The sequence below is a fragment of the Promicromonospora sp. NPDC050880 genome (assembly GCF_044456525.1).
GTDB lineage: Bacteria > Actinomycetota > Actinomycetes > Actinomycetales > Cellulomonadaceae > Promicromonospora.
Window position 1 is genome coordinate 167,885 of sequence record NZ_JBITFV010000011.1, and the last position, 20,406, is coordinate 188,290.

The 20,406-nt window shown below is 73.9% G+C and carries 15 protein-coding genes; 3 read left to right on the plus strand and 12 right to left on the minus strand.

Annotated elements, in window-relative coordinates; translation table 11 throughout:
* Window position 1: 1 nt before the first annotated feature.
* The 11 genes from ACIBBF_RS18090 to ACIBBF_RS18140 form a co-directional block, all read right to left on the minus strand.
* A complete protein-coding gene (locus tag ACIBBF_RS18090) occupies window positions 2–1,780 on the minus strand; it encodes a dipeptide ABC transporter ATP-binding protein (protein ID WP_397415920.1) in 1,779 nt (592 codons plus the stop codon).
* Complete coding sequence (locus tag ACIBBF_RS18095; RefSeq protein ID WP_397415922.1) at window positions 1,777–2,625, minus strand: ABC transporter permease; 849 nt, start codon at window positions 2,623–2,625, stop codon at window positions 1,777–1,779. The genes ACIBBF_RS18090 and ACIBBF_RS18095 overlap by 4 nt, the downstream gene beginning before the upstream one ends.
* Window positions 2,622–3,593 (minus strand): ABC transporter permease, encoded by a 972-nt coding sequence (locus ACIBBF_RS18100; protein ID WP_397415925.1) that lies wholly within the window; start codon window positions 3,591–3,593, stop codon window positions 2,622–2,624. The genes ACIBBF_RS18095 and ACIBBF_RS18100 overlap by 4 nt, the downstream gene beginning before the upstream one ends.
* Complete coding sequence (locus ACIBBF_RS18105; protein ID WP_397415928.1) at window positions 3,593–5,383, minus strand: ABC transporter substrate-binding protein; 1,791 nt, start codon at window positions 5,381–5,383, stop codon at window positions 3,593–3,595. The genes ACIBBF_RS18100 and ACIBBF_RS18105 overlap by 1 nt, the downstream gene beginning before the upstream one ends.
* Before the next feature lie 397 nt (window positions 5,384–5,780).
* Window positions 5,781–6,791, minus strand: coding sequence for a uridine diphosphate-N-acetylglucosamine-binding protein YvcK (yvcK, locus tag ACIBBF_RS18110; RefSeq protein WP_397415930.1), 1,011 nt, complete (start codon window positions 6,789–6,791; stop codon window positions 5,781–5,783).
* Window positions 6,788–7,726, minus strand: coding sequence for an RNase adapter RapZ (gene rapZ / locus ACIBBF_RS18115; RefSeq protein WP_397415932.1), 939 nt, complete (start codon window positions 7,724–7,726; stop codon window positions 6,788–6,790). The genes yvcK and rapZ overlap by 4 nt, the downstream gene beginning before the upstream one ends.
* Before the next feature lie 19 nt (window positions 7,727–7,745).
* Window positions 7,746–9,725 (minus strand): excinuclease ABC subunit UvrC, encoded by a 1,980-nt coding sequence (gene uvrC, locus ACIBBF_RS18120; RefSeq protein WP_397415935.1) that lies wholly within the window; start codon window positions 9,723–9,725, stop codon window positions 7,746–7,748.
* A 116-nt stretch (window positions 9,726–9,841) separates the two neighbouring features.
* Window positions 9,842–10,327, minus strand: coding sequence for an OsmC family protein (locus ACIBBF_RS18125; protein ID WP_397415938.1), 486 nt, complete (start codon window positions 10,325–10,327; stop codon window positions 9,842–9,844).
* 164 nt (window positions 10,328–10,491) lie between these two features.
* Window positions 10,492–10,959: a hypothetical protein gene (locus ACIBBF_RS18130; protein WP_397415941.1), complete on the minus strand. Its 468-nt coding sequence runs from the start codon at window positions 10,957–10,959 to the stop codon at window positions 10,492–10,494.
* Between the two features lie 90 nt (window positions 10,960–11,049).
* Window positions 11,050–13,995: an excinuclease ABC subunit UvrA gene (gene uvrA / locus ACIBBF_RS18135; protein WP_397415943.1), complete on the minus strand. Its 2,946-nt coding sequence runs from the start codon at window positions 13,993–13,995 to the stop codon at window positions 11,050–11,052.
* 81 nt (window positions 13,996–14,076) lie between these two features.
* A complete protein-coding gene (locus ACIBBF_RS18140; RefSeq protein ID WP_397415945.1) occupies window positions 14,077–16,878 on the minus strand; it encodes a tetratricopeptide repeat protein in 2,802 nt (933 codons plus the stop codon).
* Window positions 16,879–17,087: 209 nt separating this feature from the next.
* On the opposite strand from ACIBBF_RS18140, the gene ACIBBF_RS18145 reads away from it, so the two are divergent.
* Window positions 17,088–17,324 carry a hypothetical protein gene (locus ACIBBF_RS18145; protein WP_397415947.1) on the plus strand — a complete coding sequence of 79 codons (237 nt, stop codon included), beginning with the start codon at window positions 17,088–17,090 and terminating at the stop codon, window positions 17,322–17,324.
* Window positions 17,325–17,400: 76 nt separating this feature from the next.
* Here ACIBBF_RS18145 and sthA read toward each other — a convergent pair whose 3' ends face one another.
* Window positions 17,401–18,819 carry a Si-specific NAD(P)(+) transhydrogenase gene (sthA, locus tag ACIBBF_RS18150; RefSeq protein ID WP_397415950.1) on the minus strand — a complete coding sequence of 473 codons (1,419 nt, stop codon included), beginning with the start codon at window positions 18,817–18,819 and terminating at the stop codon, window positions 17,401–17,403.
* An 89-nt stretch (window positions 18,820–18,908) separates the two neighbouring features.
* On the opposite strand from sthA, the gene ACIBBF_RS18155 reads away from it, so the two are divergent.
* Both ACIBBF_RS18155 and ACIBBF_RS18160 read left to right on the plus strand, forming a co-directional pair.
* Entirely contained in the window at window positions 18,909–19,190 is a 282-nt protein-coding gene (locus ACIBBF_RS18155; protein WP_397415952.1) for a YciI family protein, read from the plus strand.
* A gap of 123 nt (window positions 19,191–19,313) precedes the next feature.
* On the plus strand, window positions 19,314–20,195 hold the full coding sequence (locus ACIBBF_RS18160; RefSeq protein WP_397415954.1) for a hypothetical protein: 882 nt from the start codon (window positions 19,314–19,316) through the stop codon (window positions 20,193–20,195).
* Window positions 20,196–20,406 lie beyond the last annotated feature (211 nt).

A 20,406-nucleotide genomic window follows, 5' to 3' on the forward strand; every position in this document is an offset into this window, starting at 1 on the left:
GTCAGTCCTTCCGCTGGGGGTGCCGGCCGCGGCCGGTACCGGGGATCGCCGCGACCAGGTCGGCGGTGTACGGGTGGGCGGGGTGATCGAGGACGCGACCGACGGGTCCGTGCTCCACCAGCCGCCCGGCGCTCAGCACGCCGACGTGGTCGGCGACCTGCCGCACCACGGCCAGGTCGTGCGAGACGAACAGGTAGGTCAGGCCACGCTCTGCGCGGAGGCGGGCCAGCAGCTCCAGAACCCGCGCCTGCACGGAGACGTCGAGCGCCGACGTCGGCTCGTCCAGCACGAGCAGCTCCGGGTCGAGCGCCAGCGCTCGGGCGATCGCCACCCGCTGCCGCTGCCCGCCCGACAGCTCGGCGGGCCGGCGTCCGGCCAGGTCGGCCGACAGGTGCACCTGCTCCAGGAGGTGCGCGACACGGTCCCGGCGCTCGGCCCGGTCGCCCACCCGGTGCGCCCGCAGCGGTTCGTCGACCACGGCGGACACCGTGAACCGCGGGTCGAGCGACGAGTACGGGTCCTGGTGCACCAGCTGCGCGCGCCGCCGGGTGGCGCGGCCGGTGCCCACCGGGACTCCGTCGAGCTCGACCGCGCCGGCGTCGGGCCGCTCCAGGCCGAGCACGAGCCGTGCCGTGGTCGACTTGCCCGACCCTGACTCCCCCACCAGCGCGAACGCGGAGCCGCGGGGCACGGCGAACGACACGTCGTCGACGGCGCGCAGGCGTTCCCGCCGGCCGAGGCGGAACTCCTTGACCAGCCCGCGGACCTCCAGGAGCACGGGCGACGGGTCGTCGGGGCGGACGGCGTCACCTGAGGCGACGGGGTGACCGTCCGGCGCGTGGCCCGAGGTCGGCGCGGGTGCGCTTGGCACAGTATTTCTGGGCGCCGGGTTCCAGCCGGGCACGGCAGCCACGAGCTCGCGGGTGTACGGGTGCTCCGGTGCGCCCAGCACGCGCGCGGCCGGCCCCTCCTCGACCACGCGCCCCTCCCTGAGCACCACCACCCGGTCCGCGCGGTCGGCGGCCACGGCCAGGTCGTGGGTGATGAGCAGCACCGCGGTGCCGGCGCGGGACGTGAGGTCGGCGAGCAGGTCGAGCACGCGGCGCTGGACGGTCACGTCCAGCGCCGACGTCGGCTCGTCGGCGATCACGAGCTGCGGCTCGCACGCCGTCGCGATACCCACCAGGACGCGCTGCCGCATGCCGCCGGAGAGCTGGTGCGGGTACTGCCGTGCCCGCGCGGCCGGACGGTCGAGCCCGACCTCGCGCAGGATCTCGACCGCTCGCCGTCGGGCCACCCGGCGTGGGGTCCCGTGCACCACGAGGGCCTCCGCGACCTGCTCGCCCACCCGCACCACCGGGTCCAGCGCGGCGCCCGGGTCCTGCGGCACGAGACCCACGCGCACGCCCCGCACGCGCCGCCACGCGTCCGGCAGCAGGTCGGTGAGCGTCACCCCGGCGGCCGCGCGCGGGCCCGGCCCGGCCTGCGGCGCGGCGAGGTGCACCTGGCCGGCCGTGACACGGCCACCGTCGGGCAGCAGACCGATCAGGGCGTGCGCCGTGGTCGACTTGCCGCTGCCCGACTCACCCACCAGCGCGACCACCTCACCCGCACGCACGTCGAGGTCCACGCCGTGCACGACCTCGGCCTCGCCGTAGGCGACCCGCAGCCCGCGCACGCGCAGCAGGCTGCCCGACGGCGCGGCGGCGGGCCTCGCCTCCGTCAGCCGGTCGTCCGTGGACAGCCCGCCTGCCGTGGACGCGCTCGTCGTCGATGTCATCGGTCCGTCCTTCCGTCGCGGGCGAGCACCCGGCCGAGCACGCCCACGGCGAGCACGAACAGGGCGATGACCAGGCCGGGCAGCGTCGAGTACCACCAGGCGACGGCCAGGTAGTCGCGCCCCTCGGCCACGAGCGAGCCCCACTCGGGCGTGGGCGGCGTGGCCCCGTACCCGAGGAAGCTCAGGGCCGACACCGCCAGGAGCACCGCGCCCAGCTCGACCGCCGCGAGCGCCAGCACGGGCCCGGCGGAGTTGGGCAGCACGTGCCGCAGCACGACGGCGGCGCGGCTCGCGCCGGCCAGCCGCGCCGCCTCGACGTAGGTGGCGTGCCGCACGCGGAGCACCTGGCTGCGCATGACGCGGGCGAACGTCGCCACGGACGCGACACCCACGGCCACCGCGACCTTGACGGTGCCGAAGCCGAGCGCGGTCACCACGGCGAGCGACAGCAGCAGCCCGGGGATCGCCAGCAGCACGTCCGTGGCGCGCATGAGCGCCTCGTCGACGGGACCGCCCGCGAAGCCGGCGACCAGCCCGACGGCGGACCCGGCCACGAGCGCGACGCCGATGGCGAGGAGCGCGGCGCGCACGGACAGGCTCGTGCCGTGCACGGTCCGCGCGAACAGGTCACGGCCGAGGTGGTCCGTGCCGAACCAGTGGCCGGCACCGGGAGCGAGCAGCTTGTCGGCGGGGACCCCGGTGACCGGGTCGTGACCGGTGAACAGGCCGGGGGCGACCGCCCAGAGCAGCACCAGGGCGACCACGACGAGCGCACCCAGGGTGACGGGGCGGGGCAGGGCACGGGGCAGGGCACGGGGCAGGGCACGGGTCTGTGCGGAGCTCATGACGCACCTCCGGGTCCGGTGTCCGCGGGCCGGGCGCCGGTCAGCACCCGCGGGTCCAGCAGCGGGTGGACGAGGTCCACCAGGAGGCTCGTGCCCACGAACACCACGGCGGCGACGACCACGAGTCCCTGGACGACGGGGATGTCCTGCGTGGTCACCGCGTTCTCGACCAGCCGGCCGAAGCCCTGGCGCGAGAACACCGTCTCGACCACCACGGTGCCGCCGAGCAGGTTGCCGACCAGCACGCCCAGCACCGTCACGGTGGGCAGGGAGCCGTTGCGCGCCACGTGCGCACCGAGCACCCGGCCTCGTCCGGCCCCCTTGGCGAACACGGTCTCCACGGAGGGTGCGCGCCACGCCTCGCGCAGCCCCTGCGACAGCACCTGGGCGACGACGGCGGAGAGCCCGACGGCGAGCGTGACCGCCGGCAGCACCAGCGAGGCGAATCCTTCGTTGCCGACCGCCGGGAACAGGAACCAGGTGAACGAGAACAGGTGGAGCAGCACGAGGCCGACCCAGAACCCCGGTACGGCAACCCCGAGCGGCGGCAGCGCCAGCAGCAGGTCGCGCAGCCAGGTGGCCCGGGTCCACGACGCGAGCGTCGCGATCCCGACGCCGCCCGCCAGGCCGAGCACGAGTGCCAGGCCCGCGAGCTTCGCCGTCTCCGGGAACGCGTCCGCGATGAGGCCGGCCACGGGGGCGCCGCTGCTGATCGACGTGCCGAGGTCGCCGGTCAGGGTGCGGCCGAGCAGCGTGAGGTACTGCTGGACCGGCCCCTGGTCGAACCCGTGGCGTGCGCGCAGCTCGGCCACCCGGGCGGGGTCCACGCGCTCTCCCCCGGCGCCCTGGTCGAGCATGATCGCCACCGGGTCGCTGGGCAGCAGGTACAGGATCAGGTAGGAGACCGTGAAGGCGGCCCAGAGCACCGCGGCTGCGCCGCCGAGCCGCCGCAGGACGTGGACGAGCATCACTCCTGCTCGATCCACGCGTCGTGGAACAGCAGCCGGGACGAGGCGTCGAAGGTGACGCCGTGCACGTCTCCGCGCACCCCGATCGACTGGGCCAGCTCGAACAGCGGCACCGCGAGACCCTCGTCGAGGATCGCCCGCTGGGCGTCCGCGACCAGGGCGTCGCGGGCGCCGGGGTCGGCCTCCCCGAGCTGTTCGTCCAGCAGCGGGTCGACGACGTCGTCCGGCTCGCGCAGGCTCAGGTTGCGCTGGGCGGTGGAGAACTGGGTGCGCAGGATGTCGGCGTCGGCCCGGGTGACGTTGTAGTAGTAGAGGTCGTAGTCGCCGGAGTCCTGGGCCGTGGTCTGCTCGGCGGCCGCGAGCTGGCGCAACGTGAGGTCCACGCCGACGGCGCGGAGCTGCTGGGCGACGAGCTCCAGCACCGGCCCGCTGCCGGTGAACACGGGGGTGTACGTCACCTCGATCTGCAGCGGCGTGCCGTCCTTGACGCGGATGCCGTCCTTGCCGGGCACCCAGCCTGCGTCGTCCAGGATCCGCCCGGCCTCCTCGGGGTCGAAGGCGAGCTGGTCCGACAGGTCGGCGTACCCGGGCGTCGTGGACGCGAGGATGCCGGTGGCCGGCTCGAACGCGTCGGACAGCACGGTGTCGACCAGCTCCTGCCGGTCGATGGCGGGCAGGAGCGCGCGGCGCACCTCGACGTCGTCGAGCGGCGGGCGGGTGAGGTTGGGCTGCAGCACGAACGGCACGCCCGGGTTGGCGCGGGTCAGCACGGCGCCGCCCGAGCCCTCGACCTGCGGCACGTCCTGCGGCAGCACGTCGCCGACGGCGTCGAACTGGTCGGACGCGAGCCCGCCGGCCCGCACCCCGGACTCGGGCACCACCGAGAACTCGATGCGGTCGAGGTACGCCTCGCCCTCGTGCCCGGCCGACGCAGGCGCCCAGTCGTAGCCGTCGCGCCGGGTGAGCACCGCGCCCTGGTCCTGCGTGTAGCTCTCCAGCACGAAGGGCCCGGAGCCGACGACATCGCCCTGGAGGCGCTCGGCCGGGTCCGCCTGCGCGGTCTCCTCGGACAGGATCGCGAGCGACACGGTCGAGGTGGCCTGCAGGAACTGTGCGTTGGGCGCGTCGAAGACGACGGTGGCGGTGCGGTCGTCGGGCGCCTCGGTCCGCTCGTAGCCCGCCAGGTAGCTCGCCGCGAGCGGTGCGGTGGCCCCGAGGTCGCCCGCGAGCGCGTCGAAGCTCGCCCGGACGTCCGCGGAGTCCAGCGCGCTGCCGTCCGAGAACGTCACGCCGTCGCGCAGGTGGAACGTGAAGTGCGTCAGGTCGTCGCTGACGTCCCAGCTCTCGGCGAGCCACGGCTCGATCTCACCCGTGGCGGGGTCCTGGTCGGTCAGCGAGTCGGCGAGCTGGCGCGCCACGTAGATGCTCACGTTGGAGCCCACCTGCTGCGGGTCCACACCCTGCGGTGCGGCGCCGAGCGCGAACCGGAGCGTGCCGCCCGGCGTCGGGTCCGCGGGCGTGCTGCCGCCGGCCCCGGCCTCGCCCGGTCCGGCGCAGCCGGTCAGGACGAGACCGGTGACCAGGGCCGTCGTCACGACCGGTGCGACACGACGGCGTCCGGCGGACCCCTGCGGTGCCTGGCGCGGCGCGCCGTGACTGCCAGGGGATCCGGCGACGGCGCGGTCGGCGCCGGCCTGTGACGTCGCGGCGGGCTGCCGGACGGCGGACGTCGGGGCGGGCCGGCGAGCGGCGGGCCGCCGGCTCAGGTGGTGAGAGTGGTGCGGGGCCATGTGGGGGTCCTCTCGGGGCACGGCGAGGCGGACCTGCGCGAGGGTGCACGAAGGTCCGTCACCGGGGTGACGCGGGGGGCGAGGTGCGGTGGAGCGGGTGGTGGGGCGCGGGCCCGGGCGAGGCAGGAGCAGCAGCGCAGGGCCGGAGGTCAGGCGGGTGCGGTCAGCGACCGGCTGGACACCACCGCGGGACGCGACACAGGGAGCGGGCGTGCGTGGTCCGCACCGTGCCGTTCATCGCTCGTGCCATGCCGGTCTCCCTCCGGTCCGGAAATCCGATCAGACTGATCGGGTTTCGGTGCGCGGGAAGTTACGGCCGCCCTCCGGGCATGTCAACGGTGTCCAGGAGCGGTCTCGCATCGCGGACATCCCGGTGGCGAATGTCGTCGTGCGCAGGTCAGACGTCGCCGTAGACGCCCTCGAACACGTCCCGGTAGGCAGCGGCCAGGCGCAGCCCGTCGTGCCGGGCCGTGTCGTCGCCGCGGCGCACCTGCCGCATGATCACGCGGGCACCCATGGACGCGGCGGCGGCCTCCAGGGCCGCCACGTCCTCGACGGCGGACGGGTCGGCCAGCACCGCGTCGATCCGCAGGCCGGGCGCATGCTTGTGCAGCGCCTCCAGGTGGTCCACGGCGGTCAGGCCCTCGGTCTCACCGTTCTCCGCGGACAGGTTGAGCGTCACGCAGCGGCGCGCCTTCGTGGCGTGCAGGGCGTCGGCGAGCGCCGGGACCAGCAGGTGCACCAGCACCGACGAGTACCAGGAGCCCGGCCCCAGGACCACCCAGTCGGCGTCGAGCACGGCCTGCACGGCCTCCGGGGAGGCGGGCGGGTCGGCGGGCAGGAGCCGGAGCTGCTCGATGCGCCCCTCGGTCACGGCGACCCGGCTCTGCCCGACGACCGTCTCCAGCGGACGCTCCGGCTCCCCGGGCTCGGCGGCGTGCCGGACGTCCGCCTCGACCACGAGCGGCACCGACGCCATCGGCAGCACCCTCCCCCGCGCACCCAGCAGGCGGCCGACCCAGTCGAGGCCCTCCACCGGGTCACCGAGCAGCTCCCACAGCGCCACGATCAGCAGGTTGCCCATCGCGTGGTTGTCCAGCTCGCCCGACGACGAGAAGCGGTGCTGCAGCATCGCGCTCCAGGTGCGACCCCACTCGGAGTCGTCGCACAGTGCTGCGAGCGCCATCCGCAGGTCGCCCGGGGGCAGCACGTCCAGCTCGTCGCGCAGCCGGCCGGACGACCCGCCGTCGTCGGCCACCGTCACGACCGCCGTGAGGCGGTCCGACATGAGCCGCAGCGCAGACAGGCTGGCGGACAGGCCGTGCCCGCCGCCGAGGGCGACCACCGACGGGTTCTTGCTCCACTCCGGGGCGGGCACGTCGGGCGCTCCCGGCGCGTGCGGGATCATTCGCGGCCCAGGTCGCGTGCCGAGACGGAGACGAGCTGCCCGCGGGCACGCAGCCGCTCGGCGATGGCCTCGGAGATGGCGACGGACCGGTGCTTCCCGCCCGTGCACCCGACGGCGATGGTCACGTAGCGCTTCTCCTCGTTGAGATAGCCGGCGAGCACCGGCGCCAGGGCGTCGACGTACCGGTCGATGAACTCGACGGCCCCCGGCCGGGCGAGCACGTAGTCGCGTACTGGCTGGTCACGCCCGGTCAGGTGGCGCAGCTCGGTGATCCAGTAGGGGTTGGCCAGGAACCGTACGTCCACCACGTGGTCCGCGTCCAGAGGGATGCCGTACTTGAACCCGAACGAGATGACGTTGATGCGCAGCTGCTCGACCGCGTCGTGGGCGAGCCAGGCGCGGATCTCCCGCGCGAGGTCGTGCACGGACAGGTCGGAGGTGTCGATACGCAGGTCGGCGCGCTCGGCCAGGGTCGCCACGACGGACCGCTCCTCGGCGATGCCGTCCAGGATGCGGCCGCCACCCTGGAGCGGGTGCGGGCGGCGCACCTGCTCGAACCGCCGTACGAGCACCTCGTCGCTCGCGTCGAGGAAGAGGATCCGGTACGCGACGCCGGCCTCCGTCATGTGCACGAGCACCTTGTCCAGCTCGGAGAAGAACTCCCGGCCGCGCACGTCCACGACCACGGCCACCCGCTCGATGCTGGACCCCTTGGCCATGAGGTCGACCAGGGGCACGAGCATCATGGGCGGCAGGTTGTCGACCACGTACCAGTCGAGGTCCTCCAGCACGGCCGCGGCCCGGGACCGGCCCGCGCCGGACATCCCGGTGATCACGAGCACCTGCGGGTCGCTGCGCTCGGGGCTGTGCGTGGCGGCCTCGACGGCGGCGATCCCCTCGGGTGCCGTGGTGGGCGACGGCTCGGTGTTGCTCATGGCTCCAAGCATGCCCGCGTCAGGCCTTCAGGGCGGCCACGACGGCCGCGGCCGTGGTGGCCCCCATGCCCCGCACGCTGGCGATCTCCTCGACGCTCGCGGCCCGCAGCCGCTTGAGGGAGCCGAAGTGGGACAGCAGCACCTTCTTGCGGGCCGGCCCGAGGCCCGGGACGTCGTCGAGCACCGAGGCGGTCATGCCCTTGCTGCGCCGACGGCGGTGCTGGGTGATCGCGAACCGGTGCGCCTCGTCGCGGACGCGCTGCAGCAGGTACAGGCCCTCGCTGGACCGCTGGAGGATGACGGGGTACTCCTCCCCCGGCACCCACACCTCCTCCAGCCGCTTGGCCAGGCCGCACAGCGCGACGTCGGTGATGCCGAGCTCCTCCATCGCCTGCTTCGCGGCGGCGACCTGGGGCGGGCCGCCGTCGACCACCACGAGGCTGGGCGGGTAGGCGAACCGCGCCTTCTCCTGGGGTGCGTCGGGCGCCACCTCACCACCGGGCAGCGCGCCCGCCGGGTCCTCCCCGGCGGGCAGGTCACCCGCGGAGATCTCGACGTCGTTCGCCTTGAGGCGGTCGGCGAGGTAGCGACGGAACCGGCGGGTGATCACCTCGTGCATGGCCTGCGTGTCGTCGCGTGCGCCGTCGCCGTCCGAGCCGCGGATGCTGAACGAGCGGTACTCGCTCTTGCGCGGCAGGCCGTCCTCGAAGACGACCATCGAGGCGGACTGGTAGGTGCCCTGGGTGTGCGAGATGTCGTAGCACTCGATGCGCAGGGGCGCCGACTCGAGGTCCAGCGCCTCCTGGATCTCGCGCAGCGCCTGGCTGCGGGTGGTCAGGTCGCCCGCACGGCGGGTGCGGTGGAGCATCAGCGCGTGCTCCGCGTTCTTGCGGACCGTCTCGGCCAGCTCCCGCTTGTCGCCGCGCTGGGGCACCCGGACGTCCACGCGGGCGCCGCGCAGGCCGCTGAGCCAGGCACCCACCTGGTCCAGGTCGGGGGGCAGCACGGGGACGAGGACCTCGCGGGGCACCGCGTCGCGGGCCTCCGCGCCGCTCGCCTCCTCCGCCGAGCCGTACACCTGCTGCAGCAGGTGCTCCACGAGCTCGCCGTCGCTGATGTCCTCGACCTTCTCGACCACCCAGCCGCGCTGGCCGCGGATGCGCCCGCCGCGCACGTGGAACACCTGGACCGCGGCCTCCAGCTCGTCGCCCACCAGCGCGAACACGTCGGCGTCGGTGGCGTCGCCGAGCACCACCGCGTTCTTCTCCGTGGCGCGGCGCAGGGCCTCGATGTCGTCACGCAGGCGGGCGGCCTGCTCGTACTCCATCTCGGCCGCGGCCTCCTGCATGCGCTTGGTCAGCCGGCGCTCGAACTTGGCCGTGTCGCCCGCCATGAAGTCGCAGAAGTCCAGCACGAGCGCGCGGTGGTCCTCGACGCTGATCCGCCCCACGCAGGGTGCCGAGCACTTGTCGATGTACCCGAGCAGGCACGGCCGGCCCGACTGGCCCGCCCGCTTGTAGACGCCGGCCGAGCAGGTGCGGATCGGGAACACCCGCAGCAGCAGGTCCAGGGTCTCGCGGATGGCCCAGGCGTGTCCGTAGGGGCCGAAGTAGCGGGTGCCCTTGCGCTTGGCGCCGCGCATGACCTGGGCCCGCGGGACCTCCTCGCCCAGGGTCACGGCGAGGTACGGGTAGGACTTGTCGTCGCGGTACTTCACGTTGAACCGCGGGTCGTACTGCTGGATCCAGGTGAACTCCAGCGCGAGCGCCTCGACCTCGGTGCCCACGACCGTCCACTCGACCGACGCCGCGGTGGTCACCATCCGCTGCGTGCGCTCGTGCAGGTGCGCCACGTCCTGGAAGTAGTTCGCCAGGCGCTGGCGCAGGTTCTTCGCCTTGCCCACGTAGATGACGCGGCCGTGCTCGTCGCGGAACCGGTAGACACCGGGCGACGTCGGGACCTCTCCCGCCTTGGGCCTGTAGGTTGCTGGATCCGCCATGGCACCAACCTATGCGCTGCCACTGACACGACGGCGCCCCCGGGCGCGGTGTCGTCCCCGGACGGACGGCCGGCCTCGGGCGGGTGGCGCGGCCGCCCCGTCGCGGCCACGCCCGGTCAGGCGACGACGTGCAGCGGCGTGGGCTCCACGCGGACCGGGAAGTTCACCGACCGGGCGATGAAGCACATCGCGTGGGCCTTGTGGTGCAGGGCGGCCAGGTGCTCGTCCGTGGCGAGCTCACCGGCGTCGACCGCGACCCTCGGGTGCAGCGTGACGTCCGTGAACGCGCCCTCGCCCCGCGACTCGACCCGCATGGTGCCCGTGGCGGCGTCCGTGTACTCGCGCACGACGAGCCCGGACTCCGCCGCCAGGTGCAGGAACCACAGCATGTGGCACTGGCTCAGGCTCGCGACGAACAGCTCCTCCGGGCTGTTGCGGGCCGGGTCGCCCCGGAACGCCGGGTCGGCCGACCCGGGCAGGGGCGGCTTGTGCGGCAGGTCGATCTCGTGGTCCCGGGAGTAGGAGGTGTACGACGACGTACCCGCCTCCCCTGCGCCGGTCCACCGCACCGTCACGGCGTAGTCGTGCGTGGCTCCGCTCATGGGGACCACCCTAGGGGGCGCCCGCCCCGGAGGCCACGCCTGAGGCTCTCGCCGCACCCGTGGCGGATCCGGGCAGCGATCCGCCAACGGAGGCGCCCCCTGGATCGCCTGGATCCAGGGGGCGGCTCGGTCACGTGGCGTGCACGCCGTTCCCGGCAGTGCCGTCAGGTACGCGGGCAGACCGTGACGCTCCCCGAGGAGATCGTGCCTCTGCCGATGACGTAGTCCTGGTCCTGCCACTCCATGGTCACGACCGCCCGCATACGCCTCTGCGGGGAGGACCCGCACGACCACGACGGCGTGCGGTGGACGTCCTGGACGGGCTCCCACGTCTCGGCCGGGTAGGCCTCCGAGACGGTCCACCAGATCCCGTCACGCAGGATCTGGAGGTACATCTCGCGGACCCGGACCTCGTAGTCACCGCCGCCGGCGGTGTCGGTCACCCGCGCGTGGGCGTTGAACACCCCGGGGGACGACATCTCCACGTTGGCGCAGCGGATGACCTGCTCGCCCACGCAGGTGTGCGCGATCTGCTCGGCGGCCGCCGCCGGCGGGGCGGTGAGCATGGTGGCCCCCAGCGCGACGCCGAAGACCGCCGTGAGGGCGCGCTTGATCTGTCCGTTCTTTCGCATGACCCGTAGTGAACACCACGCACGCACGGACGGCTTGCAGGAACCTGCAAGCCCGCCGAGGCGCGCGCGGCACGCCTCGACGGGCGGGCGTCACGCGCTCGCCGCCGCCTTCGCCTTGGCCGGCTTCCGGGTCGCCGGCTTGCGCTTTGCCGTGCCGTTCGTCGCTCGCGGGGCCGCCGCGGCCGCCGCGACCGCCTCGGCGTCCAGGATCTCCGCGAGGTACGTGCCGGTGTGGCTCTCCGGCACGGCGGCCACGGCCTCGGGCGTGCCCTGCGCGACCACGGTGCCACCACCGCTGCCGCCCTCCGGGCCCATGTCGATCACCCAGTCGGCGCTCTTGATGACGTCGAGGTTGTGCTCGATCACGATCACGGTGTTGCCCTTGTCGGCCAGGGACTGCAGCACCCCGAGCAGACGGCGCACGTCCTCGAAGTGCAGGCCCGTGGTCGGCTCGTCCAGCACGTACGCCGAACGCCCCGACGACCGCTTCTGCAGCTCCGCGGCGAGCTTCACGCGCTGCGCCTCACCGCCGGACAGCGTGGGCGCGGGCTGCCCCAGCCGCACGTAGCCCAGGCCGACGTCGACCAGCGTGGACAGGTGCCGCGAGATCGCCGGGAACGCCTTGAAGAACTCGGCGGCCTCCTCGATCGGCATGTCGAGCACGTCGGCCACCGTCTTGCCCTTGAAGTGCACCTCGAGGGTCTCGCGGTTGTACCGCGCGCCGTGGCAGACCTCGCACGGCACGTAGACGTCCGGCAGGAAGTTCATCTCGATCTTGATCGTGCCGTCACCGGCGCAGGCCTCGCAGCGGCCGCCCTTGACGTTGAACGAGAACCGCCCCGGCCCGTAGCCGCGGACCTTCGCCTCCTCGGTCTCCGCGAAGATCTTGCGGATCCTGTCCCAGACGCCCGTGTACGTGGCGGGGTTCGACCGCGGGGTGCGGCCGATGGGCCCCTGGTCCACGTGCACCACCTTGTCGAGGTGCTCCAGGCCGGTCACCCGCCGGTGCCGCCCCGCCACCCGCCGTGCGCCGTTGAGCTGGTTGGCCATGACGGTGAACAGGATGGAGTTCACGAGCGTCGACTTGCCCGAGCCGGAGACGCCCGACACGACGGTCAGCACACCGAGCGGGAACGACACGTCGACGTCACGCAGGTTGTTCTCCCGCGCGCCCACCACCGTGACCTGCCGCTCCAGGTCGGTCGGCCGGCGGACGGCGGGCACCGGGATGGAGCGACGGCCCGACAGGTACGCCCCCGTCAGGGAGTCCTTCTGCTCCAGCAGGCCCGCGTAGTCGCCCGAGTGGATGACGTGGCCGCCGTGCTCGCCCGCGCCCGGCCCGATGTCGACGATCCAGTCGGCCGCACGGATCGTGTCCTCGTCGTGCTCGACGACGATCAGCGTGTTGCCCAGGTCCCGCAGCCGGGTGAGGGTGTCGATGAGCCGGCGGTTGTCGCGCTGGTGCAGGCCGATCGACGGCTCGTCCAGCACGTACAGCACGCCCACCAGGCCGGACCCGATCTGGGTCGCGAGCCGGATGCGCTGCGCCTCGCCGCCGGACAGCGTGCCCGCGGGCCGCTCCAGCGTCAGGTAGTGCAGGCCGACGTCGAGCAGGAAGCCCAGGCGCGCGTGGATCTCCTTGAGCACCTCGGTGGCGATCTGCGCCTCGCGCACGCCGAGCTCGATGCCCTTGAGGAACTCCGCGGCCTCGCCGACCGGGAGCCGCGAGACGTCGGCGATGGACAGCCCGTCCACCTTGACCGCGAGCACCTCCGGCTTGAGCCGTGCGCCGCCGCACGTGGGGCACGGGACCTCACGCATGTAGGCCTCGTACTTCTCCTTGGACCAGTCCGAGTCCGTCTCCCGGTGCCGGCGCTCCAGGAACGTCACGGCGCCCTCGAACCCGGTCGAGTACTGCCGCTCGCGGCCCCACCGGTTCTTGTACCGCACGTGCACCTTGTGGTCCCGGCCGTGCAGGATCGCGTCCTTCGCCCGCTCGGGCAGGGCCCGCCACGGCACGTCCATCGAGAACTTCATCTCGTCGGCCAGGGCCGACAGCACGCGCTCGAAGTACTCCGAGGACGTCTGCGCCCACGGGGCGACGGCGCCCTCGCGCAGCGTCTTCTCGTCGTCGGGCACGAGCAGGTCCGGGTCCACCTCCAGGCGGAACCCGATGCCCGTGCACTCCGGGCACGCGCCGTAGGGCGCGTTGAACGAGAAGGTGCGCGGCTCGATCTCGTCGAGCGCCAGCGGGTGCTCGTTGGGGCAGGCGCGCTTCTCCGAGAACTTGCGCGTGCGGCCCAGGTCGTCGATGTCGGCGTCCACCAGCTCGATCATCACGAGCCCGTTCGCCAGCGCCAGCGCCGTCTCGACGGAGTCCGTGAGCCGGCGCTGCACGCCGTCGCGCGACACGAGCCGGTCCACGACCACCTCGATGTCGTGCTTCAGCTTCTTCTCGAGCGTGGGCGGGTCGGTCAGCTGCACGACCTCGCCGTCGACCCGCGCCCGGGAGAAGCCCTTGGCCTGCAGTTCCTTGAACAGGTCCGCGTACTCCCCCTTGCGGCCCCGCACCACGGGCGCCAGCACCTGGTAGCGGGTGCCCTCCGGCAGCTCCAGGATCTGGTCGACGATCTGCTGCGGCGTCTGCGACTGCACCTTCTCGCCGCACACCGGGCAGTGCTGGGTGCCCGCGCGCGCGAACAGCAGGCGCAGGTAGTCGTAGACCTCCGTGATGGTGCCGACCGTGGACCGTGGGTTGCGGTTGGTGGACTTCTGGTCGATCGACACCGCGGGCGACAGGCCCTCGATGAAGTCGACGTCAGGCTTGTCCATCTGGCCCAGGAACTGGCGGGCGTACGCGGACAGGGACTCGACGTACCGGCGCTGACCCTCGGCGAAGATCGTGTCGAACGCGAGCGAGGACTTGCCCGAACCCGACAGCCCCGTGAACACCACGAGCCGGTCCCTGGGCAGGTCCAGATCCACGTTCTTGAGGTTGTGCTCTCGGGCACCCGAGACGACGAGACGATTGCTCACAGAGGCATCCTAGGGCGGCTCACCGACATTCGCACGCCTGTTCTATGGATCACACTGACAGACGTGTCACACCCGCCCGGCTCAACGGACCGCCGGACCGCCCGCGACGCGTGACCGCCGCACGCGGGACTGCAGGTCAAGGGCCCGCAGCAGGTCCTGCTCGTGGGCGTAGGAGCCGTCGACGAGCCGGCGCCGCACGTCCACGACCTCCTGCGCGTGCTCGGCCGCGGCGTCCCACTCCTCCAGGTCCAGGTGCACCGAGACCAGGTTCGACAGGGCCGCCGCGAGCGCCGGCAGGTGCCTCTCGGGGCTGCGCCGGGCGAGGTCCCGGCGCACCCGCACCGCCTCGGCGGTCGGCTCGACTCCCTCACGGGGACGGCGCGCGTCCATCAGCGCCGCGCCGAGGTTGAGCAGCGCGTCGGCGAGGTCCGGCTCGAAGCGGTCGGGGTCCCGGCGCGCGAGCCGCCGGAGCCGGTCGACGGCCTCCTCGGTGGGGGCCACGGCGTCGGCCGCCCGGCCCAGCTCCGAGTACAGCACGCCCAGGTTGGACAGCGAGCTGGCGAGGTACTCCTCGCCCGGCTGGCCCTCCTCGGCGAGCGCCCGCCGGATCGCGACCGCCTCCCGCTCGAGCGGCAGGGCCTCCTCCGGCTCGCCCGCCCGCGAGTGCGTCACGGCGAGGTTGGACAGCGAGGCCGCGAGCATCCGGCGGTACCGTGCCGGATGCTCGCGGGCGAGCCGGCGGCGCAGCAGCACGGCCTCCCGCTCCAGGGAGACGGCCTCGTCGAGCTCGCCCAGCCGGGACAGCACCGCCCCGAGCGACGCCAGGCTGTAGGCGAGCGTCCACGTGTGCGCCGCCGCGTTCTCGCGGACCAGCTCGCGGCGCAGCGCGACCGCCTCGCCGAGCGGCTCGATGGCCTCCCGGTCCCGGCCGAGGGCGGCGTAGGCGTTGGCCAGGTTGGTCAGGGCGAAGCCGAGCTCGAACCGGTGCCGCTCCGGAGCCAGGAGCACCATCCGCCGGCTGAGCTCGACGGCCTCCAGCGCGAACGGGACGGCCTCCTCCGGACGGCTCTCGGTGAGGGTCACGGCCCGGTTCGACAGCGCGGTGGTCAGGAACGTCGCCCACTGCCGCGGGTCGCGCGCGACCAGGTTGCGCAGGATCGGGAGCAGCTCGGCGAAGGTCTCCTCCTCCTCCTGCGGCGTGCCCGTGTCGCTCAGCAGCACGTTCAGGCTGAGCAGGACGCGCGCCAGCTCGGCCTCGCACCAGGACCTGTCCCTTTCCGGGGCCGCCCGGCACAGCTCGATCGCCTCTCGCTGGGCGGCCAGCGCCTCCCGGGTGTGGCCGGCACGCCAGTGCGCCGAGCCCAGCGCGTTGACGGCCGAGACGAGCGCGGTGCGGTACCGGTCGGGGTCGCCGGCGGCGATACGGCGCCAGGCCGCGACCCCCGTGCCCAGCACCTCCAGCGACTCGGTCAGGCGCGCCACGTCCCGCAGCGCCGAGCCGAGGTCGACCAGCGCCTCGGCACGGCCCACGGCGTCCTTGGCCGCCGCGACCGCCCGCTCGCCCCGGTCCACGTCGTCGGCCGAGGCGTCCGAGATGCTGCGGGGCTTGAGCAGGAACGCCGTCCGCAGCGCGCGCGGGTCGTCACCGTAGGAGTCCGCGGCCCGGCGCAGGAGCTCGGCGGACAGCGCCGCGGCGCCGGGCACCTCGGACAGCTCGACCTCCAGGCGCCGCGCGATCCGGACCACCCGCAGCGCCACCCTCCGGGACAGCCCCCAGGTGCACGAGCCGACGAGAGCCACCGACCGGCCGAGGCGGTCCACGACGAGCAGGTCGCCGACCCGGTCCGGGCCCGCAGGACTCGGACCGAGCTCCGCCGCGCTGGTCGGCAGCCCGAGCAGCCAGCGCGCCCCCGCCCGTCCCGGCAGGCCGGGCACCACGCGGCGCAGGACGTCGCGCGCACCCGCGGCGTCCTCGACCCCGAGCAGGCAGGCCGCGGCGACGACGTCCTGCACCTGATCGCGGTCGAGGTCGAGGCCGGCCTCGCGCGCCGACCGCGCCCACGAGTCGGCCGCGACCTCCAGCAGGGCGCGCAGCGGGCTCGGCTCGTCCTCCGGCACGGGGACGCCGGCCGCGACGAGCGCGGCGAGCGCCGCACCGGCGTGCAGGTCGGCCACGCGGGCGCCGCCGGCCGGGTCCAGCAGCCGGACGGCGGCGACACCGGGGTTCGCCACGCCGAGGTGCTCGGCGAACGCGGCGACCGCGCCGTCCAGCACGACGGCGTCCGGCAGGCCCGGATCCAGCCGCTGGTCGAGCGCGGTCTGGGCGGCGTCGCCGGGATCGAGGTGCTCCCAGAGCACCGACCCCCAGCGCAGCCGCCGGAGCCACTCGCCGGCGACACGGGCCAGCAGGAGGACCCGGGTGCGCCCGCGCGCGGGCCGCACCAGGGCGTCGAGCATGGCGGCCAGGCCGAGCCGGGTGGCCGCGTCGTCCACCACGAACAGGACGTCGCCCGGGGGGCGGTTGCGCACGGCCGCGGCCTCCCGCCCGCGCGGTACGGCCACGACGGTCCAGCCGGAGGCGCCCAGCCGGTCGCCGAGCTCGCCGGCGAGCCGCGTCTTGCCGGAGCCCGCGGGGGCGACGAGGAGCCGGAGGCTGACCGGCACGTCCGCCTCGGCCCAGGAGCGCAGGTCGGTCAGCTCCCGCTCGCGTCCGACGAACGGCACGACGGCACGCGCGGGGTCGAGCAGCACCAGGGGCCATGCGGCGGCGTCGTGCGGGAGGCCCTCGACCGCAGGCTGGAGCGGGCCGCGGCGTGCCGCTGTGCGGGCGGCCCGGACCGCAGCGGCCAACCGGGTCGACAGCTCCGAGACCACCACGGTCACCAAGTCAACCGGACGAACGTCCAGCCCTGCAAGAGGACGGAGTGGACTGGTTCATTCTTTGAACACAACAACAAGAAGGCGGCCGCCGGACGGCCGGGCGAGACCGACAAGTCGGGCAAAAGTTGCAGATCGGACTGGATCGCGACATCCTTCCACCGGCCGGGTGAAAGCCCGGTCGCTCCTCGACCGCACGGACGAAAGGCAGGCACGTGAGCCTGAACCTCAACAAGCTCGTCGACAAGGCCTACAAGGACCAGAGCATCGCCGCGATCCTGGCGGCCCCGCCGTCGGCGCTGCTGGGTCTCACGCCGAAGCACGACGAGATGCTCGCCGAGCTCAGGATCAAGACGGTCGCCGACCTCGGCACGTGGCAGCACGCGGTCCACGCGCAGGCGCTCGTCACGCTCGCCGACGCCGAGGTCCCCGCGGTCACCGGCGACAAGTGAGCCCGGCTCACCCCTCGCACTGACGTTCACGCCGCGGCGCCCGGCCTCCCCTGCGGGGGACCGGGCGCCGCCGTCGTCAGAGGCCGAACCGCGCGACGTCGCGCATCTTGTTGGTCGCGTCCAGCGCGGCGACCTTGTAGGCCTCCGCCAGCGTGGGGTAGTTGAACACCGTGTCGACGAGGTGGTCCACGGTGCCCCCGGTGGTCATGATCGCCTGCCCGATGTGGATGATCTCCGTGGCCCCGGTCCCGAAGACGTGCACGCCCAGCACGGTGCGGTCCTCGGTCGAGACCAGCAGCTTGAGCATGCCGTAGGAGTCGCCCACGATCTGCCCGCGGGCGAGCTCCCGGTAGCGCGCCACACCGACCTCGTACGGCACGCCCGCGGTCGTGAGCTGGTCCTCGGTGTCCCCGCAGTAGGAGATCTCGGGGATCGTGTAGATGCCGATGGGCTGCAGCTCCAGCACCGAGGAGACCGGCTCCCCGAACGCGTGGTAGGCAGCCAGCCGTCCCTGCTCCTGCGACGTCGCCGCCAGGGCCGGGAACCCGATGACGTCGCCGACGGCGTACACGTGCTCGACGTCGGTCCGGAACTGCTTGTCGACCTGGAGGCGCCCGCGGGCGTCGGCCTCCAGGCCGGCGGCGCCGAGGTCGAGGCCATCCGTGGCACCCTGCCGCCCGGCGGAGTACAGCACGCAGTCGGCGGGGATCCGCTTGCCGGAGGCCAGCGTGGTGATGGTGCCACCCTCCCCCGCGGTGACGGACTCGACCGTCTCGCCCAGCCGGAACGTCACCGACAGGTCGCGGAGCTGGAACTTGAGCGCCTCGACCACCTCGGAGTCGCAGAAGTCGAGGATCCTCGGGCGCGACTCCACGACCGTGACCCGGGTGCCGAGCGCGGCGAACACCGACGCGTACTCGATCCCGATCACGCCGGCCCCGACCACCACCATGGTCCGGGGCACCTCGGCCAGGTCCAGGATGCCGTCGGAGTCGACCACGCGGACGCCGTCGAACGCGACGTGGGCCGGGCGGGCCGGGCGGGTACCGACCGCGACGACGATCTTGTCCGCGTTCAGCCGCCGGACGACGTCGCCCTCGGCGTCGGTCACCTCGACGTCGTGCGGCCCGGTGAACCGGGCGGTGCCGACCACGGTCTCGACGTGGTTGCGGGCGAGCTGGTTGCGCACCACCTCGATCTCCCGCCCGATGACGTGCTGCAGGCGGGCCAGCAGGTCCGGCACGGTGATGTGCTCCTTGAGCCGGTAGCTGGAGCCGTACACGTCGCGCATCTGCAGGCCGGTCAGGTAGAGCACGGCCTCGCGCAGCGTCTTGGACGGGATGGTGCCGGTGTGCAGGCTCACCCCGCCGACCTGGTCGCGCCGTTCCACCACGGCGACCCGCCGGCCGAGCTTGGCGGCCGCGATCGCGGCCTTCTGCCCTCCCGGGCCGGAGCCGATCACGACGAGGTCGAAGTGGTTCCCGGTTGCGTCCATGGTCCGAGTGTGGGCCCCGTGCGTGCCCGTGACGAGCATCTTCATCAAGAATTAACCGGCCCGCCCGCCCGGATGGCAGGCTGGCGCCCATGAGCACCTACGCCGTGAGCTACACGTACACCGACGACGTCGCGACGCGCGACGAGGTCCGGCCCAGCCACCGCGACTTCCTGCGGGCCCTCAACGCGGACGGCGTCGTCCGGGCGTCGGGGCCCGTCGACGGCGGCACCGGGGCCCTGGTCGTCGTCGAGGCGGACTCGGCCGACGAGGCCCTGCGCATCCTGGACGAGGACCCGTTCGCGACCCGCGGCGTGATCGCCGAGCGGAGCGTGCGCGCTTGGGACGTGGTCATCGGCGGCTTCGCCCGATAGTCCCAATACTTCGCCATGTGAAGATTTTTACGCAAACATCGGGTTTCGTCGATGGCGTGGCGCGTTGCGTGATGCACATGATGCCTGTTCGGACACTGCTCCATACGTTCGGGGAGGCAAGGCATGACCTCTGTCTTGAGCACGACGACGACCTACGCGGACATCGGCCCGCGCATCTGCGTGACGCCGCCCTACTACGCCCTCGGTGACCTGGTCAGCCCCGCCCCGGGGCTGGCCGGCGCCACCGTCCCGGTCCAGTCGCCCACCGGACGCCAGGCACCCGTGATCAACATCGCGGAGGCCGGACGACACCTCGCCATCCTGGGCCTGTGCGCCGCGGCCACCACGAACCCGGCACCCGGGAAGCACTACTACCTCGCGCACCGTGGGGTGGGCCGCATGTACCCGCCGACCGGGTCCCCGCCCGGCCGGGGCGGCGGTCCCCTGCACGGCACCGCCAGCGCCCGGATGTCCGGCCGCAACCGCGCGGTCGCCGAGACCGAGCTGCACGACGCCGACGGCGCCCTGGTGGCACGGCTCGACATGGAGTACCTGGTGCTGTCGGTACCCGTGTTCCGCCGCCTGATGGGCCCGGCCACGGCACCCGACGCGGGCGGGCCCGCACAGCCGTACGCGGCACCCGCGCCGCTCACCGACGTGTCCGCCGACGATCGCAGCGCCACCGCCCGGATGACCGTGGACCCGTCGCTGTGCCAGGGACACTTCGCCGGCTACCCCGCGCTGCCCGTGTCCGTGGCGGGCTACGCCACGTTCGCACTCTTCGACCACGTCCTCGAGGCGGCGGCCGGGCCGGACGCCCGGTGGCAGCCGGGTTCCTACCGGCTGCGGGCCGACCACCTCGCGGCGGCCGGCCGGACGTGCACGGTGGAGGTCGAGCCCTCGGCACCCACCGAGCCCGACGCGCACGACCGGGCGTTCACCGGCACGCTGCTGTCCGGCGGCCAGGACATCTTCTCGATCCAGGTGGACTACACGGTCGTCTGACCACCCACCGCACGGCAGCAGACGGCCGGGGGGGGGGGGGCCCCCCCCGGGGGGGGGGGCCCCCCCCGCGCGGGGGGGGGGGGGGGGGGGGCCCCCCCCCCCCCCCCCCCCGGGGGGGGGGGGCCGGGGGCCCCCCCCCGGGGGGGGCGGGGGGCCCGGCCGGCGGCGCCCGCGCCCCCCCCAACCCCCCCCACCTCGCTGTGCTGTGCCG

Bases quoted from the DNA above. Each gene is read 5' to 3' on its own strand.
- ACIBBF_RS18095 (WP_397415922.1), bottom strand. From the start codon at position 2,625: ATGAGCTCCGCACAGACCCGTGCCCTGCCCCGTGCCCTGCCCCGTGCC.
- sthA (WP_397415950.1), bottom strand. From the start codon at position 18,819: ATGGACGCAACCGGGAACCACTTCGACCTCGTCGTGATCGGCTCCGGC.
- yvcK (WP_397415930.1), bottom strand. From the start codon at position 6,791: ATGATCCCGCACGCGCCGGGAGCGCCCGACGTGCCCGCCCCGGAGTGG.
- ACIBBF_RS18090 (WP_397415920.1), bottom strand. From the start codon at position 1,780: ATGACATCGACGACGAGCGCGTCCACGGCAGGCGGGCTGTCCACGGAC.
- rapZ (WP_397415932.1), bottom strand. From the start codon at position 7,726: ATGAGCAACACCGAGCCGTCGCCCACCACGGCACCCGAGGGGATCGCC.
- ACIBBF_RS18100 (WP_397415925.1), bottom strand. From the start codon at position 3,593: ATGCTCGTCCACGTCCTGCGGCGGCTCGGCGGCGCAGCCGCGGTGCTC.
- ACIBBF_RS18130 (WP_397415941.1), bottom strand. From the start codon at position 10,959: ATGCGAAAGAACGGACAGATCAAGCGCGCCCTCACGGCGGTCTTCGGC.
- ACIBBF_RS18155 (WP_397415952.1), top strand. From the start codon at position 18,909: ATGAGCACCTACGCCGTGAGCTACACGTACACCGACGACGTCGCGACG.
- ACIBBF_RS18105 (WP_397415928.1), bottom strand. From the start codon at position 5,383: ATGGCCCCGCACCACTCTCACCACCTGAGCCGGCGGCCCGCCGCTCGC.
- ACIBBF_RS18125 (WP_397415938.1), bottom strand. From the start codon at position 10,327: ATGAGCGGAGCCACGCACGACTACGCCGTGACGGTGCGGTGGACCGGC.
- uvrC (WP_397415935.1), bottom strand. From the start codon at position 9,725: ATGGCGGATCCAGCAACCTACAGGCCCAAGGCGGGAGAGGTCCCGACG.
- ACIBBF_RS18160 (WP_397415954.1), top strand. From the start codon at position 19,314: ATGACCTCTGTCTTGAGCACGACGACGACCTACGCGGACATCGGCCCG.